This is a genomic window from Amycolatopsis sp. NBC_00345, from assembly GCF_036116635.1.
Lineage (GTDB): Bacteria > Actinomycetota > Actinomycetes > Mycobacteriales > Pseudonocardiaceae > Amycolatopsis.
Genome location: NZ_CP107995.1, coordinates 5,055,541 through 5,070,445 on the forward strand (window position 1 = coordinate 5,055,541; position 14,905 = coordinate 5,070,445).

General features: G+C 68.8%; 19 protein-coding genes. 12 read left to right on the forward strand and 7 right to left on the reverse strand.

Translation table 11 applies throughout. From position 1 onward, the window contains the following. The first annotated feature begins 19 nt into the window (after window positions 1-19). The 7 genes from cysD to OG943_RS22445 all read left to right on the forward strand — a co-directional run bounded on the left by cysD (window position 20) and on the right by OG943_RS22445 (window position 5,588). Window positions 20-949, forward strand: coding sequence for a sulfate adenylyltransferase subunit CysD (cysD, locus tag OG943_RS22415; protein WP_328611754.1), 930 nt, complete (start codon window positions 20-22; stop codon window positions 947-949). Then, window positions 949-2,211, forward strand: coding sequence for a sulfate adenylyltransferase subunit 1 (locus OG943_RS22420; RefSeq protein ID WP_328611755.1), 1,263 nt, complete (start codon window positions 949-951; stop codon window positions 2,209-2,211). The genes cysD and OG943_RS22420 overlap by 1 nt, the downstream gene beginning before the upstream one ends. Then, a complete protein-coding gene (locus OG943_RS22425) occupies window positions 2,208-2,942 on the forward strand; it encodes a sirohydrochlorin chelatase (RefSeq protein ID WP_328611756.1) in 735 nt (244 codons plus the stop codon). Before OG943_RS22420 ends, OG943_RS22425 begins: the two co-directional genes overlap by 4 nt. A gap of 24 nt (window positions 2,943-2,966) precedes the next feature. Next, window positions 2,967-3,473 (forward strand): DUF3291 domain-containing protein, encoded by a 507-nt coding sequence (locus OG943_RS22430; RefSeq protein ID WP_328611757.1) that lies wholly within the window; start codon window positions 2,967-2,969, stop codon window positions 3,471-3,473. Window positions 3,474-3,519: 46 nt separating this feature from the next. Next, window positions 3,520-4,296 (forward strand): enoyl-CoA hydratase family protein, encoded by a 777-nt coding sequence (locus OG943_RS22435; RefSeq protein ID WP_328611758.1) that lies wholly within the window; start codon window positions 3,520-3,522, stop codon window positions 4,294-4,296. Between the two features lie 302 nt (window positions 4,297-4,598). Beyond that, window positions 4,599-4,964 carry a hypothetical protein gene (locus OG943_RS22440; RefSeq protein ID WP_328611759.1) on the forward strand — a complete coding sequence of 122 codons (366 nt, stop codon included), beginning with the start codon at window positions 4,599-4,601 and terminating at the stop codon, window positions 4,962-4,964. Then, the gene (locus OG943_RS22445) at window positions 4,965-5,588 is read left to right on the forward strand and encodes a DUF3558 domain-containing protein (protein ID WP_328611760.1); all 624 of its coding nucleotides are present in this window, start codon (window positions 4,965-4,967) and stop codon (window positions 5,586-5,588) included. It abuts the gene before it with no gap. 181 nt (window positions 5,589-5,769) lie between these two features. On the opposite strand, the gene OG943_RS22450 is transcribed toward OG943_RS22445, so the two are convergent. The 7 genes from OG943_RS22450 to OG943_RS22480 all read right to left on the reverse strand — a co-directional run bounded on the left by OG943_RS22450 (window position 5,770) and on the right by OG943_RS22480 (window position 11,526). After that, a complete protein-coding gene (locus tag OG943_RS22450; protein WP_328611761.1) occupies window positions 5,770-6,522 on the reverse strand; it encodes a trypsin-like serine protease in 753 nt (250 codons plus the stop codon). A gap of 375 nt (window positions 6,523-6,897) precedes the next feature. After that, entirely contained in the window at window positions 6,898-7,188 is a 291-nt protein-coding gene (locus OG943_RS22455; RefSeq protein WP_328611762.1) for a hypothetical protein, read from the reverse strand. A gap of 112 nt (window positions 7,189-7,300) precedes the next feature. Further along, window positions 7,301-8,512, reverse strand: a complete 1,212-nt coding sequence (locus OG943_RS22460; protein WP_328611763.1) for a helix-turn-helix domain-containing protein — start codon at window positions 8,510-8,512, stop codon at window positions 7,301-7,303. A gap of 171 nt (window positions 8,513-8,683) precedes the next feature. Then, window positions 8,684-9,322, reverse strand: coding sequence for a hypothetical protein (locus OG943_RS22465; protein ID WP_328611764.1), 639 nt, complete (start codon window positions 9,320-9,322; stop codon window positions 8,684-8,686). Next, on the reverse strand, window positions 9,300-10,499 hold the full coding sequence (locus OG943_RS22470; RefSeq protein ID WP_328611765.1) for an MAB_1171c family putative transporter: 1,200 nt from the start codon (window positions 10,497-10,499) through the stop codon (window positions 9,300-9,302). Before OG943_RS22470 ends, OG943_RS22465 begins: the two co-directional genes overlap by 23 nt. Further along, window positions 10,500-11,051, reverse strand: coding sequence for a hypothetical protein (locus OG943_RS22475; protein ID WP_328611766.1), 552 nt, complete (start codon window positions 11,049-11,051; stop codon window positions 10,500-10,502). It lies immediately after the preceding gene. 31 nt (window positions 11,052-11,082) lie between these two features. Next, the gene (locus OG943_RS22480; protein WP_328611767.1) at window positions 11,083-11,526 is read right to left on the reverse strand and encodes a hypothetical protein; all 444 of its coding nucleotides are present in this window, start codon (window positions 11,524-11,526) and stop codon (window positions 11,083-11,085) included. Window positions 11,527-11,788: 262 nt separating this feature from the next. Between OG943_RS22480 and OG943_RS22485 the strand changes: the two genes are divergently transcribed. The 5 genes from OG943_RS22485 to OG943_RS22505 all read left to right on the forward strand — a co-directional run bounded on the left by OG943_RS22485 (window position 11,789) and on the right by OG943_RS22505 (window position 14,891). After that, on the forward strand, window positions 11,789-12,130 hold the full coding sequence (locus tag OG943_RS22485) for a hypothetical protein (protein WP_328611768.1): 342 nt from the start codon (window positions 11,789-11,791) through the stop codon (window positions 12,128-12,130). Further along, the gene (locus tag OG943_RS22490; protein WP_328611769.1) at window positions 12,127-12,453 is read left to right on the forward strand and encodes a hypothetical protein; all 327 of its coding nucleotides are present in this window, start codon (window positions 12,127-12,129) and stop codon (window positions 12,451-12,453) included. Before OG943_RS22485 ends, OG943_RS22490 begins: the two co-directional genes overlap by 4 nt. A 359-nt stretch (window positions 12,454-12,812) precedes the next feature. Then, window positions 12,813-13,187, forward strand: coding sequence for a phage terminase small subunit P27 family (locus tag OG943_RS22495; protein ID WP_328611770.1), 375 nt, complete (start codon window positions 12,813-12,815; stop codon window positions 13,185-13,187). 64 nt (window positions 13,188-13,251) lie between these two features. Continuing rightward, window positions 13,252-14,148 (forward strand): terminase large subunit domain-containing protein, encoded by an 897-nt coding sequence (locus OG943_RS22500; protein WP_328611771.1) that lies wholly within the window; start codon window positions 13,252-13,254, stop codon window positions 14,146-14,148. Then, window positions 14,094-14,891 carry a terminase TerL endonuclease subunit gene (locus OG943_RS22505; protein WP_328612129.1) on the forward strand — a complete coding sequence of 266 codons (798 nt, stop codon included), beginning with the start codon at window positions 14,094-14,096 and terminating at the stop codon, window positions 14,889-14,891. The genes OG943_RS22500 and OG943_RS22505 overlap by 55 nt, the downstream gene beginning before the upstream one ends. Window positions 14,892-14,905: the final 14 nt, after the last annotated feature.

Consider the following 14,905-nt stretch of genomic DNA (forward strand, 5'->3'; position numbering starts at 1 on the left):
GGCTGACACAGAAGGAAGCATGACCACTCTCGAACCCACGGCCGGGCCCGCGATCGTGCAGCAGGACAATCTGGCCGCCCTCGAATCCGAGGCCATCCACATCTTCCGCGAGGTCGCGGGCGAGTTCGACCGCCCGGTGATCCTGTTCTCCGGCGGCAAGGACTCGACCCTGCTGCTGCACCTGGCGATCAAGGCGTTCTGGCCCGCGCCCGTCCCGTTCCCGCTGCTGCACGTCGACACCGGGCACAACTTCGACGAGGTCATCGAATTCCGGGACCGGGTGGTGGAAAAGCACAATCTGCGCCTCGTCGTGGCGAAGGTCCAGGACTGGATCGACGACGGCCGTCTCGAAGAGCGCGCCGACGGCATGCGCAACCCGCTGCAGACCACGCCGTTGCTGGACACCATCGCAGACAACAAGTTCGACGCCGTGTTCGGCGGCGGCCGCCGCGACGAGGAGCGCGCCCGCGCCAAGGAACGCATCTTCAGCCTCCGCAACTCCTTCGGCCAGTGGGAGCCGCGCCGTCAGCGGCCGGAGTTGTGGAACCTCTACAACGGCCGCCACCGCCCCGGCGAGCAGGTCCGCGTCTTCCCGTTGTCCAACTGGACCGAGGCCGACGTCTGGAACTACATCGCGCGGGAGAACGTCGAGCTGCCCTCGATCTACTACGCCCACCAGCGCGCCGTGTACCAGCGCGACGGCATGTGGCTCACCGAAGGCCCCTGGGGCGGGCCGCGCGCCGGCGAGGAAGTCCAGGACCTCACCGTCCGCTACCGCACGGTCGGCGACGGCTCCTGCACCGGCGCCATCGAATCCACCGCGACCACGGTCGGCGACGTCATCGCGGAGGTCTCCGCGTCCCGCCTCACCGAGCGCGGCGCCACCCGCGCCGACGACCGGATGTCCGAAGCAGCCATGGAAGACCGTAAACGAGAGGGCTACTTCTGATGTCCAGCCTCCTGCGGCTAGCCACCGCCGGCAGCGTCGACGACGGCAAGTCCACCCTCGTCGGCCGCCTGCTGTACGACACCAAGTCCGTGCTCGCCGACCAGCTCGACGCCGTCACCCGCGCGTCCGTCGACAAAGGACTGTCCACTCCGGACCTGTCACTGCTGGTCGACGGGCTGCGCTCCGAGCGTGAGCAGGGCATCACCATCGACGTGGCCTACCGCTACTTCGCGACGCCGAAACGCTCGTTCGTGCTGGCCGACACCCCGGGTCACGTCCAGTACACCCGCAACACCGTCACCGGCGCCTCCACCGCGCAGCTCGCCGTGCTCCTGGTCGACGCGCGCAAGGGCGTCATCGAGCAGACCCGCCGCCACGCCGCCGTGCTCGCCCTCCTCGGCGTGCCACAGCTGGTGCTCGCGGTCAACAAGATCGACCTCGTCGACTACGACGAAGCCACTTTCGCCGTGATCGCCAAGGAATTCGCCACGCACGCCGAATCGCTCGGCTACCGGACCGGCTCGGTGACCACCATCCCCGTCTCCGCGCTGCAGGGCGACAACGTCGCCACGAAGTCCGGGCGGACGCCGTGGTACACCGGCCCGACACTGCTGGAGCACCTCGAAAACGTGCCGGTCGCGCCAGACCCGCACGAGGCCGCGTTCCGCTTCCCGGTGCAGTACGTAATCCGGCCGCGCACCCCCGAATACCCGGACTACCGCGGGTACGCCGGGCAGATCGCCGCGGGCACCGTGCGGCCCGGCGACGAGATAGCCGTTCTCCCGCAAGGGCTCCGCACGCGCGTCGAGCGCATCGACACCGCCGACGGGCCGCTCGACGAGGCGGGCGCGGGCACCTCGGTCACCCTGCTGCTCGCCGACGACCTCGACATCTCCCGCGGCGACCTGATCGCCACGGCCGACCGCCAACCGCGCGTCACCGACGAGCTGGCCGCCACACTGTGCTGGCTGTCGGCGAAGCCGCTCAAGCCGGGCGCGCGCGTGCTGGTGAAACACGGCGCACGCACCGTGCAGGCGATCGTCGAAGAGCTGACCGCCCGCTTCGACGAGCAGACGCTGTCCAGTGTGGACTCACCGGATTCGCTGGCGCTGAACGACATCGGCCGCGTGCGGATCCGGCTGGCCGAACCGCTGGGCGTCGACGACTACACCGACAGCCCGCGCACCGGGGCGTTCCTGGTGATCGACCCGAAGGACGGCGACACCCTCGCCGCCGGCCTGGTCGGCGACCGGTTCCCGTGACCACTCCCCTGGTACCCGTCGCGCACGGCAGCCGCGACCCCCGCTCGGCGGCGACCGTGCGGGGGCTGGTGGAGCGCGTCCGCGACCAGGCGCCGGGGATCGAGGTGTACGAGTCGTTCCTGGACCTTTCGGAGCCGCGCGTCACGGACGTGCTGCGCCGGCTGTACGAGCAGGGGCACCGCTCCGCCGCGGTGGTGCCACTGCTGCTCGGCAGCGCCTTCCACGCGCGGGTGGACCTGCCCGCGCTGGTCGCCGAGGTCCAGGCGGCCTGCCCGGGCTTCGACGTGCGGGTGTCCGACGTGCTGGGCGTCGACCCGGTGCTGGAGGAGGTCGCGCTCGACCGGCTGGCCGGCGCGGGCCTCGGCGGACCGGGCAGCGGGCTCGTGGTGAGCGCCGTGGGCTCGTCGAACGCGGGCGCCAACGCGGCTGTCGCGGACCTGGCCGCGCGATGGGAGACCCGGCTGGGGATCCCGGTGACCGAGGCGTTCGCCAGCGCGGCCCAGCCGGACGTGCCGGCCGCCGTCCGGCGGCTGCGGGCCCGGGGGGTCGAGCGGGTCGCCGTCGCGGCGTGGTTCCTGGCACCCGGGCTGCTGCCCGACCGCATCGCCATCCTGGCCCGCGAGGCCGATCGCGGCGTTTACCTCGCCGCACCGCTCGGGACGGACCCGCGCGTCGCCGCCGCCGTGCTGCGCCGCTACGAAGCCGCACAGAACCGCGTATCGGCTCAGTAGCACGGCACTCACTCTGGAGGGACCATGGACTTCGAACTCGCCCAGGTGAACATCGGCAGGCTGCTCGCGCCGCTGGACAACCCGCGGCTGCGCGACTTCGTCGACGGCCTCGACCCCGTGAACGCGCTGGCCGACGCCGCGCCCGGCTTCGTCTGGCGGCTGCAGACGGAAGACGGCGACGCGACGGCGGTCCAGGCCTTCGCCTGGGACACCGCGGGCAGCGCGGGGGTGCTCACGAACATGTCGGTGTGGACGTCGGTGCAGGCGCTGGCGGACTTCGTCTACTCGCCCGGGCACCTGGCCGTGCTGCGGCGGCGACGCGAGTGGTTCGAGCCGGTTCAGGAGATGACGTCGGCGCTGTGGTGGGTGCCGGCCGGGAAGCGCCCGACGGTCGCCGACGCCGAGGAGCGCATCCGGCTGCTGCGCGCGCACGGCCCGACCCCGGCGGCGTTCACGCTGAAGCGCCACTTCCCGGCGCACGACGCGGTCGAAGCACGGGACGGCGACCCGGACTGGCTCTGCCCCGCCTGACGCACGTCACACCGGTCGGCGCGCGCGGGTATGCGAGGGTGATCGCATGGCTGACGAACTGGTGCACTACGACGTGGTGGGCGGCACCGCCACGATCACCCTCGACTCCCCGCACAACCGCAACGCGCTGTCCGCGCAGCTGCGCCGCGAGCTCAGCGCCTCACTGGAGAAGGCCCGCGAGGACGACGCCGTGCGCGTGGTGCTGCTGACCCACACCGGCCCGGTCTTCTGCGCGGGCATGGACCTCAAGGAGGCCCGCGGCGCGGGTGCGGGCGACCAGGGCGTCAACGAGTTCCCGAAGATCCTGGACCAGCTGTGGACCAGCCCGAAGCCGGTCGTCTCGCGCCTGGCCGGCCCGGCCCGCGCGGGCGGCATCGGCATGGTCGCCGCGTGCGACATCGCCGTCGCCGTCCCCGAGGCGACGTTCGCCTTCTCGGAGGTGCGGATCGGCGTGGTCCCGGCCGTCATCTCGCTGACCGTGCTGCCGCGCCTGAACCCGCGCGCCGCCCACGAGCTGTTCCTCACCGGCGAGGTCTTCGACGCCCGCCGCGCGGTGGAGATCGGCCTGCTCAACGCCGCCGTCCCCGCCGAGGACCTGGACGCGAAGGTGGCGTCCTACCTGAAGTCCCTCACCCTGGGCGGCCCGAAAGCACTGGCAGCCACCAAAACCCTGCTCAGCCGCCCCCGCCCGGCCACCCCCGGCGAGGGCTTCGCCGCGATGAACGAGCTGTCCGCGGGCTTCTTCGCCAGCGAAGAAGGACAGGAAGGAATCCTGGCCTTCGCCCAGAAACGCAAGCCGAACTGGGTCCCGGCCGACGACTGAGCCAAGGTCCGTCAAGGCCTCCTTAGTCAAGTTCCGTCTTAGGCGGTAACCGGACAAGCCGAATAACTGCAGGTCAGAAGCTATCTACTGGCCGAGGGGTGCTCTGCGGGGTGGCCCTCGGCCAGCAAGGTAGCTGACTGAGGTTGTTCTCCAGACGCCAGAGCTCAAGCAGGTGGACGCAGAGGCCCGCGACAGCGGTGTCGCTCCTTTCGGACATGAACCGGCTGCGTTGCGTTAGCATCCAAGCTGCTGATCTCGCCGCATTGGGGTAGCGAGACGAAGCATCGAGGGGACGACGTGTCATGTCCGAGGTACCACCCGTGCCACCTATCCAGGTCGGCGGCTACGGCCGGGCCGGAGGCTACAAGTTCAGCGACGGCGAGGTCGACGCGGTCATCAAGCAGTGGGAAGACCTGTTGACGGACGCCCGGACCGATCTGGCGCAGGCGCGCATCATCGCGAACGTCAAAGCGCCGGCGGACGAGTACGCGAGCAACGATTTCGTCGCCAAGGGTTCAAACCCTTCAGGGCAGACGTTGCTGGACCAGCACCAGCGGATGGTTGACTACACCAACAACTTCATCACGGCGCTGAAGGCCGCAAAGAACAAGATCACCGTGGCCGAGCAGGAAGCCGCCGACGCCGCCAAGAAGACCGGAGGACTCTGAGTGCGCACGCTCCTCTCCCGCCCTCGCCGCAAAGGCGCCCTGACGGCGCTGGCGATGGTCACCGCAGTGTCGCTCGCTGCTTGCAGCGGTGGAGGTGGATCGGGTGGCAACGGCTCATCCTCGGCGACATCGGCGCCGGATGGGTCTTCGTCGTCGGTGGATCCGTCGCTGAAGGTGCCTGCTCCGCTGCCGACGCAGAGCCTGTTGAGTAACCCGTGCAGCGTGTTGACCGATTCTGAGCTTCACGATGTCGGCTTGGCCGCCCCGGGCAAGGTCTCGCAAGGGTCCCCGCCGTTGTGCGGCTGGAGCTCCTACGACACCGCGCAGAATGGGGTGAACGCTGGGGCGGTCCCGCAGAATAAGGGCGGCATCAGCGACATCTACGACCAGAAAGCAAAGCAGGCCTACTTTGAGCCTGTCACGGTGAACGGCTACCCCGGGGTCTTCGCCGACACCCAGGACGGCCGTCCGTCTGGAAGTTGCACGCTGTGGATCGGGATCACAGACCAGCTCGCATATTCTGTGATCACCAGTATCGGCACCGGGCCGAACAAGTCCAACCCATGCGCCAGCGCGCAGAAGATCGGCGAAGCGGTCATCACTCACCTGAAGGGCGCTGCCTGAGCGCAGCAGTGGAGGCCCGGTCGTCGCCCGCGTATTGGGGGACACGGACGACGACCGGGGATCAGGTGAGGGCCTACGGCCCTCCTCGTGTGAGCCGTCACCGAGGTCTCGGGTGAGGCCGGGAACTGAAGCCCGGACGCCGCGCCCCTGTCGGAGGGCGTGCAGCAGCGCCGCGCCGGGGTCAGGGTGCATGGTGGTCGTGGATGGTGCGGCGGATGAACTCGGTTTCGGCGAGGGTGTCGATGATCATGGCCGGTGGCCCGGCTTCGTTGATGTCGATGCCGTGCGCGCCGTGGCTGATGATGCCGCGCAGGCGCAGCTCGCCGGCCGGGTTGAGGCGGATCACGGGGCCGCCGAAGCCGACACACAGGTCGTCCGGGCGGGGAAGGTTGGCCGCGCAAAGGGTCCCGGGCCCACCACCGCCAACCCTGGAGTCGATGAGGGTGGTGTGGGCGCGGATGAGGTGGCCGTGCCCGTCGCATCCGCGAGACCAGCCCAGAGCCACGACCTGATCGCCGGTCTGGGCGGGAGCCAGATCACAGTGGATCGGCGGGGCAGTGGTGCGTGGGGCGAGTACGGAGACGGCCAGGTCGTGCGCCGCGGTGCCCGGATCGAACCCGGGATGGATGTGGGTCTCGATGATGGCGAAGGCTGGACCCTCGTTGAGACCGGCGCCGCCGAGGCGCGGGTGGTACGTGCGCTCGTTGATCGGCGGCGCGCCCGCCAGTAGGGCGGTCTGGCTGAACGGGTGAGCGCAGGTGAGCAGCATCCGGGGTGCGATGAGGACACCGCAGGCGTTGTGCCAGCCGAAGCGCCGATGTTTCGGGGCGTCGTACTGAATGCTGGCCATCCACGGTGTCTCGGCCGGGGTGTCCTGGAGCGACGGGATTGTGTCCAGCGCGCGGAGACTGGCGCGGTAGGCCGCGGCGCGCATCCGGTCTGTGACCGTTTCCCGGATCGCTCTTCGGGATCGTCTCAACATGCTGTCCTCGGTTCGTGGTGGAACCCGGCCGCCGCACCGGGCCGGGGGGCGAATCGCGGTGCGGCGGCCGGGGGTTCAGGACGTGGCGCGGTGTGATGCCCCGCCGGATGGGCACATAGGCGAATCAGGACCCTCCTGACGCGAGAAGGCCCAACGCCGTGCACCTCGGCGATCTGCGTCGTCGGCTCACTGCGGAGATGGCGGCGAGCCCAATTGACGTGCGCAGACGGCTCGGCGGTCTTTCGCCGTCCTCGTGCTGCTCGTCGTCACCGGTCTCGGCATTGCCGTCGTAGATGGTGCTGCCGTCGTCGTGGACCACTTTTCCCATCACGACCGCCCTGCTATCCGCCTGGTCGGCCGAGGCTTGAAGCTGGGGTGGTTCGGGGGCACCGGCATGTCGTGCTCGCGCATGAACACGGCCTCGCAGTCGAAGCACGTCTCCGGGGCGCCGTGGTCCCGGCGACGCTCCAGCGTCTCGAACGCCGCCGCGCCCGTCGCCCCGCACAGCATCGTGATCCCCTGCCCGGGCTCCGGGATCGCGTGGAGCCGGGCCCGGTGCCACGTCCCGTTGATCACGGGGTGAATCGCCTGCGGATCGATGTAGATCAGCGCGGTCACGACGACCACCCCGCGACCAGCTGCTGCTCGCCCGCAATCCGCACCGTCATATAGCGGACACTAAAAGCGATCACGAAGAGGCTGTGTCCCTCAAGGACACACCGGGCCTCGATCACCCGATGGGAGCAAGCCCCATCCGCCACGCCAGACCGCGCAGCTCACGCCCGAACGTGTCCTGCCCGGCTGTCGTGAGCTGGCTCGACACCACCGCGCGCACGAAGGGGTCGCGGTACAGCTGATGCGGTGCCAGCACCTCAGCCTTGAGCAGCGCTGGCAGTCCCTGTCCACGGTGCTTGCGCTCTGACATCAGAGCGCGACCGTAGTCGGCCCAGAAGCTAGCCTGCCGCCCGCTGGAGATGGTCTCCGGGCGCACCTTCGATGCCACCTCGGCGATCCGCGCACCCTCGCCGAGTTCGACGCCGATGCTCACCCGGAAGATCCCCGCGTTCGTGCGCCCGAACTGCATGATCCCGGCCGGCCACGGGCTCGTATCCGGCTCGATCCGCTCGGCGATCCCCGCCGCCTCAGTCAGGTGCGTGTGCGCGACGTCGGCCTGTCCCTGCGCGGCGGCGGCCAAGGCCGCGGTGAGGTTCGCCATGCCACGCGTCTCTGGGCGATCCGGCGGAGCGCTGTCAGCCACCGACACCGCCAGCTCGTACTGCCGGGACCGGGACGTGCTGGAGATGAAATGCGCGCGACCCCAGGACGCGACGGACTGCCAGACCGGGTCACCTAACTTGTCGGCGACCTGCTGCATCCGCTCCGCCGCCATCGACGGCATTCCCGGCAGACGCAGGCGGGCGGAGATGCTGCCCGCGACGTGATAGCCGGTCAGCAGCGGCGTGAGCGCTTCCCGGCCAGTCGCGGGATCGGCGGCCGCGACGAGAAGGTCACGGATCAGCGGTATCAGCTTCGCCACCTGAGTCGGGTAGTCCCCAGCACCGCGCGGGCCGTTGAGGTTGCGCGACGCGTGGAACGCGCGCAGTTCGGCCAGCACCTCGGGCAGCGGACGGCCAGGTGTGTCGGGCACTTCCCCTACCCACCAGCCACTGAGCAGGTCAGCGAGGGAGTTCGCGGCATCGTGCAATTCCGGCGACGCGTGCCCGGCCGGTTCCGGAGTTACACCGGTGATCTCGTCTGGAGCGACGCGCAGCGCCCACGCGATCGCCTCCAGCGTCTGCCGAGAATTGATCGGCATATCGCCGCGCTCAAGCTTGCCCAGATACCCGTAGGACAGACCAGCCAAGTCGGCGGCAACGCGAAGGTCCAGCCCCCGCCAAGCGCGGAGTTCGCGGACCCGGCTGCCGAGATTGTTATCGGGCACGCTGCATCCCTCGTTCGCGGAGTGGACCTCTCCGCGTCGTCCCGGGAGCTATCCGGGGGCGTCCTCCGCGAAAGAGGTGCAGCCCCAGCGTACCTGCTGCCTGGGCTTAGGGATTGCGTCAGCGTGAGGTTGCACTACCAGGAGTCACGTCGACCCGCCGACGGTGCGATCTCAGGCCAGCGCCGCCGCGAGCGCGATGTAGACACCGCCGCCGAGCACGATCCCGGCCACGACGCCGCTGGTCACCTGTGCCGTGGTGTGGTCGCGGAGTTCCACCCTCGACCAGCACACCCACGCCACAGCGAGGAAGAGCACGGCGAGCCACGGGTTGTAGACCTTCATCAGCATGACGGTCGCGCCTGCGGCGACGATCGCGTGCATGGAGATCTTGAACTTCAGTGCGAAGGTGATCGCCAGGGCCACGACGAGGCACACCAGTTCTGAGGCGGCCAGCGCGATCATCTGGTGCGGGGCGTTGCCGACGAGCAGGGCGACGAACCCGATGGCCAGGGAGCCGATGCACGCGGCGAACGGCACGAGCCGTCCGGCGCGGTTGGTGACGTGGTGGCCGTCCCACTTGCCCTTCTTCGCGCCCCGGACGATGACCGCCATCGGGATGAGTGAGCCGGTCACGCCGACGACGAGGCCCCACAGCACGGTCTCGCCGAGGTGGTGGCCGGTGACCTGCCAGGCCACGACCAGAGGCAGCCCCAGGACCCAGACCCACGGGGCCAGCACCTCGGTGGCGATGCGCGCCGCGCGCCGCCGGGTCTCACTGGGGGCGGGCTCAGTGGACAGGGTCGGCGGCATGGCTGCTGGTCTCCTTGAGAATCGCGGCGACGGTGGTCGACGTGCTGTATTCGGCGGCAACAGCCGCGAGCCATGCGGCTTCTTCGCGGTAGTCGTCGGTGGCTTCGGCCGGTGTGAACGCTACCGGGTGCTCGGCGTGAACCGGCGCACCGTGTTCTGCGGTGGCCAGGGCCGTGGCGATGGTCACGGCCTGCGCGTAGGCCCGGTTCGGCGGCGAGGTGTCGGCCGGCTGGAGCGCGGTGGCGTAGACCTTCGGGTCCAGATACGGCTGGAGCGGGCCAACGAGAACGTCGTTGATCTCGGTTACGCGGGTACGGACCCGATCAGTGATGTCGGGTCGTCCGAACAGTCGCCGAGCTGGTGTTGCGGTGTATCGGAGCTCGGGCGCGAAGGCGGTCAGGTCGCGCCACAGCGGTTCGAGCGCGCGGTGGTGGCGGAGGAGCTGGCGCCGCGGAGCGACGGCGGGCACGGTGACCCCGGCCATGAGCAGGAGGATTCCGGCGGTGGTCAGCACGCGACTGGCGCCGACGTTGCCGAGTTCAGCCCACGGCGGGTTGAGGTTGAAGCGGACGGCGAGGGAGTAGAGCGCCTTGTGTGCGACGAACGCGAGACCGGCAATACCGCCCCAGCGAAGTAGCCGCAGCCCCGTGCGCAGGTAGCCGCGGGGAAGATCCTTGGCGTGGCGGCCGACGTACACGACGTCGAACATCGCCAGCCCGAGGTACAGCTCGAACACGGCGAGGTAGGCCACGACGAAGGTGTGATTGCCTGCTTCGGCGGTGATGGCGGGCAGCTTGCTCGGCAGCGGCCCGAGCAGGTACAGCACGCCCAGCGCCACCTGCGCCCCGACCAGCACCCAGGTACGGGTTCGGACCTTCGCGGGAATGGTGTCGACCGGGTGGGCGAGGTAGAGCACGAACAGCTGGAGCCAGTAGGCGGAGCACAACGTGAGCACGTGCACGATGTAGTTGGGCAGCGTGGCGATACCGAACAGCCAGTCGTGGACGCCGTGGTCGGTGCCCAGGATCAGCGCGACGTCCAGCGACGCAAGCGCCTTGACCATGGCCAGCAGTCCCGGCGTGCGGGAGCGCTGCCACGACCTGATCCAGTAGAGCAGGGCCGCGGTCACGGCCAGCCACGTCAGGAGCTGCTGGAGCTGCGCGACGGGGATGGGCATTCAGTCCTCCAAGAGGCGGTAGCGCGCGGCGGGGGTCTCACCGGTCGCGGAGAGGTTGGGCCGGGTGTGGCGCTCGACCAGGTAGGCGAAGGCCTCAGCGGCTTGTTCCTGGTCTTCGGCGAATCCCCCGGCGCGCTTCACCGCGTTGGCGATCGAGGCGTGGTCAGGTTCGCCGGGTTCGGCCCGGCCGGCATCGGCGGTCCGGTCTCCGATGTGGCGGCAACAGATGTGGCCGAGCTCGTGCAGGATGATGTGGCGCTGGTGCGTGGGCGTCGCTTCGCTTCGGTAGAACACGTAGTCGGCCCCTGGATTCGGGAGCCACACGCCGTAGGGCAGCGGCTCGTCGATCCGCCGGGACTCGGCCACGAAGGCAGCCGGGTACGGCTGAATCTTGATCGGGCGCCCGCGCAGCGTGGACAGCTGGGCAGCCAGCTCGGCGTGTGTGGTCGTGGCTGACAGGTCCAGCTCACTGACCAACCGCTCGACCTCGGCGAGCTGAGTGACGGGTGCCGCGCCCACCTCGGGTGCCGCGCGGCGTCGCGTGCCCTGCAATCGGCGCAGCAGACACCGCCGTTTGCGGGGTTCATTCATACTTAGCCCCAGCACGCTCTTCGCCCTCCAGTTCGCTCACGTGCTCGGCGAGTGCTTCGAGAAGGCTCTGACTGCGGTCGGACATGCCCTCGAAGCTTCGCCGCATTACTGATTGCGAACCACGAGGCGCGGGTGGTCCGGTGTCCACCGGTGCGCTAAGCCGTTTGCGCCACGCGTCATAGACGGGCCGGTCGAGGAAAAACCCTGCCGGTACACCGAAAAACCTCGCAAGCCCGGTGACGATGTTGGTACGAGGGAAGTTCTTGCGCCCCTTGCGCAGCATCCACAGGTACGAGTGCGAGGCGGAAACTCCCGACGCTTTTAGCGCGTCCTCCACATCGCGGTCACTGTATGGCTTTCCGTCGTCGCGTAGTCGCTTGTCGTACAGGAAGCTCAGCGCTTCCGCGAACGACACGGTCCCCTCGTCGGCCACCAATTCCCCATTTTGCTTACATCCGTAAGCATTTTCAGTCGATCTTCACGAATTTTGTTGACAAGCGATCATCCGGCCAGGCTAGAGTCGGCCTCACCACGCTGCCAGCCAGCACAAACACGTGACGTGAAAATGTTTACAACCATTAACATTTGACTTTCCACGGCGGCCGTTCTGAACGACCGTTCCGCCCGTGGTTTTGCGCTCCCAAGATCGTCCATCGTGAGGTCTTCGGTGCGCGTTACTGTTCCAGGGAGTTACCGCGGTGAACCACAACACACCCGAATGCCATATTGACGCTACTGACCAGCCCATTGCCTCGCCACTGGATTCTTTCGCGCATCTGGTCGCTTCTCTCCGCCGGATCAAGCTCAAGCAGGCCCGGCTGTCGAAGGAGCGCAAGGAACACGAGAAGGTGATCAAGGCCGCGCTGGCGGCGATGGGTGCCACGGTCGGGACGGTCGCCGGAGTCCCGGTCGTGTCCTTCGACAGCACGATGCGGATTGCGCTGGACCAGAGCGCGGTCAAGGAGCGCTACCCCGACGTGGCCCGGGAGTGCAGCGACATCTCGGAGGTCTGGACCTTCCGGCTCCTCGACGCGGCGTGACGGTCGCGTTCTCCGAGCTGGTCTCGCTGGCCGGGGCGATGGTCGCCCAGGCTGGCGGGGCCAGCTCGCCGGCCGACGGCGAAACGGCCGCGACGGTCGCGGCGCTGCTGACGGCGGAGCCGCGGAACGAGGCGCAGATCCTCGCGATCGTGACCGTCATCGTGCGCGATGCGCTGGTCGCCTCCACTCTGGCGGCGTTCACTCATTCGTGTTCTCACCCCCCTTCTACTGACGGGGGACGGGCGCTGCTCGCCGATCCCTTTCCCCGAGACATCGGGAAGCGACCGGACCACACGCTGAGTGACACCGCGCCACGAGAATAGCCGGACCGTAGATTAGCCCGATACTCGGGGTCGGATCGCGGACCTAAAAGACGTTGGGGTGCAAGGAGAATGTCAACTCATATGGACGTTCCTCTGACTTCTTCCGGACTTCTTCTGACTTCTCTCTGACTTCTTCCGGACTTCTTCTGACTTCTCTCTGACCTCTTCCGGACTTCTTCTGACTTCTCTCTGACCTCTTCCGGACTTCTTCTGACTTCTCTCTGACTTCTTCCGGACTTCTTCTGACTTCTAGTTGCCGTCACGGTGATGCACATGGGACGACGCGGCCCGCAGGAAGACCAACGTCACTGCGGATCCTGCACGGTGACCGTAAGGACCGGATCAACGACGCCGAGCCGGTGCCCCCGGCAGTGGAGATCGTGCCGCCGGAGTGGGTGTCGGAGAAGGGCCGGGCGGTCTGGGATCGGCTGGCGCCGAGCATGATCACCCGCAAGATCCTGACCGCGTGGGACGTCGATGCCTTCGGCGTGCTGTGTGAGGCGCTGGCCCGCTACGCCGTGGCAACCGCCCTGGTCAACGGGTCGGCGCTGCTGGTGCCCGGCGGCGGGGGCCAGGTACCCAACCCAGCGTTGAAGGTCCAGGCCGACTCGGAGCGGACGTTCCTGACCTTCGCGGCCCGGTTCGGCCTGACCCCGTCGGACCGGCAGGCGATCAAGACCGAGGTGAGCGCCGATGGCGGCACCTCGGGCGACGCGGGCCGCCTCCTCTCCTAAACCGCGTTCCCGCACGGGCAAACCCAGTTCCCGTCTGGTCGCGCCGAAGGCGCCGCGGCTTCCGGTGTGCGGATGGTCCTTCGACGGACGTGCCTGCCGCCAACGCGGCGACCACCTCTGTAAACAGCGCGCCGACCATGCGCAGGCGTTCGCCGAAGAGATCTGTGTCCACACGAAAGACCGGTGGGCGCGGACCCCGTTCATCCTCGCCGGCTGGCAGCGGGACGACATCGTGCGCCCGCTGTTCGGTGAGGTGCGGTGGGATCCGGAGTGGGAGTGCTACGTCCGCCGCTACCGCTCGGGCTGGATCGAGCTGGCCCGCAAGAACGGCAAGTCGGAGCTGCTGGCGTTCGTCGCGCTGTACCTGCTCGTCGGTGACGGCGTCGAGTCCGCCGAGGTCTACGGCGCCGCCCGCGACAAGGACCAAGCACGGCTGGTGTTCAACGTCGCCGCCCGCATGGTCGCACTCTCGCCGGTGCTGTCCAAGCGCCTGCGGGTGATCGAGCACTCGGCGCGGATCGTCGACGAGCGGACCAACTCCGTGTACCAGGTCATCGCGGCCGACGCACTGGGCAACCTCGGGTCGAACCCGTCGTGCGTGATCTTCGACGAGGTCCTGACCCAGCCGAACGGCGACCTGTGGTCGGCGCTGCGGACCGGCATGGGCACCCGGGTGCAGCCGCTGCTGCTCGCCGCCACGACGGCGGGCAACGACCCTGCCTCCTTCGCCAAGTCCGAGCACGACGAGTGCGTGAAGATCGCCGAGGACCCGGCCCGCGCGCCGCACCGGTTCGTCTACCTGCGCAACCTCCCCGCCGACGCGGACCCGTGGGACGAGGCGAACTGGTACTTCTCCAACCCGGCGCTCGGCGACTTCCCTCCCTGGCCGCGCTGCGGGAGGAGGCGCTGGAGGCACGCAACGACCCGGCCCGGGAGAACGCGTTCCGCCAGTACCGGCTGAACCAGTGGGTGAGCCAGTCCACGCGGTGGATGCCGATGCACCTCTACACGGCGTGCACTGGCACCGAGTTCGCCGAACCCGACCGGTTGCGGGAGCTGGTCGCCCGCCGGCCTGCGTGGGGCGGGCTCGACCTCGCCTCCAAACTCGACCTGACCGCCTGGTGCCTCGTCGTGCCGGACGGCATCGACGGCCACGTCTCGTCGCTGTGGCGGTTCTGGCTGCCCGAGGCCGGGGTGGACTTCCTCGACGAGCACACCGACCACCGCGTCTCCCAGTGGGTCGAGCAGGGATGGATCACCACCACCCCGGGCGAGGTCATCGACTACGAGGTGATCGAGGCCGACATCGCCGCCGACTGCGCCGCCCTGCGGGTCGCGGACATCAACTACGACGAATGGAGCGGCGAACCCGTCCGCCAACGGCTGGAACGGGTGACACGGGTCGACATGTACCCGGTGCCGCAGACGTTCCGCGGAATGACCCACGGCATGACCGAACTCATGACCCTGACCCGCTCGCGCTCGTGGTCGCACCACGGCAACCCGGTGGCGGCGTTCTGCTTCGACTCGGTGGAGGTGCGCCATCCACCCGGCGAACCCGACCTCATCCGACCCGACAAACCCCAGCGCGGGAAGACCGGCAAGCGCATTGACGCGGTACCCACCGCCGCCATGGCGGTATCCGGGTGGCGGCTGCGCGGCCAGAAGCCGAAGAAGTCCGGCCAGATGGTCGTCATGGGCTGAGCACGACGAGCGGA

What these genes read in the sequence shown, in the direction of transcription:
- cysD (WP_328611754.1), top strand. Translation starts at nt 20, where the DNA reads ATGACCACTCTCGAACCCACGGCCGGGCCCGCGATCGTGCAGCAGGAC.
- OG943_RS22420 (WP_328611755.1), top strand. Translation starts at nt 949, where the DNA reads ATGTCCAGCCTCCTGCGGCTAGCCACCGCCGGCAGCGTCGACGACGGC.
- OG943_RS22430 (WP_328611757.1), top strand. Translation starts at nt 2,967, where the DNA reads ATGGACTTCGAACTCGCCCAGGTGAACATCGGCAGGCTGCTCGCGCCG.
- OG943_RS22435 (WP_328611758.1), top strand. Translation starts at nt 3,520, where the DNA reads ATGGCTGACGAACTGGTGCACTACGACGTGGTGGGCGGCACCGCCACG.
- OG943_RS22440 (WP_328611759.1), top strand. Translation starts at nt 4,599, where the DNA reads ATGTCCGAGGTACCACCCGTGCCACCTATCCAGGTCGGCGGCTACGGC.
- OG943_RS22450 (WP_328611761.1), bottom strand. Translation starts at nt 6,522, where the DNA reads ATGCGCGCCGCGGCCTACCGCGCCAGTCTCCGCGCGCTGGACACAATC.
- OG943_RS22465 (WP_328611764.1), bottom strand. Translation starts at nt 9,322, where the DNA reads ATGCCGCCGACCCTGTCCACTGAGCCCGCCCCCAGTGAGACCCGGCGG.
- OG943_RS22470 (WP_328611765.1), bottom strand. Translation starts at nt 10,499, where the DNA reads ATGCCCATCCCCGTCGCGCAGCTCCAGCAGCTCCTGACGTGGCTGGCC.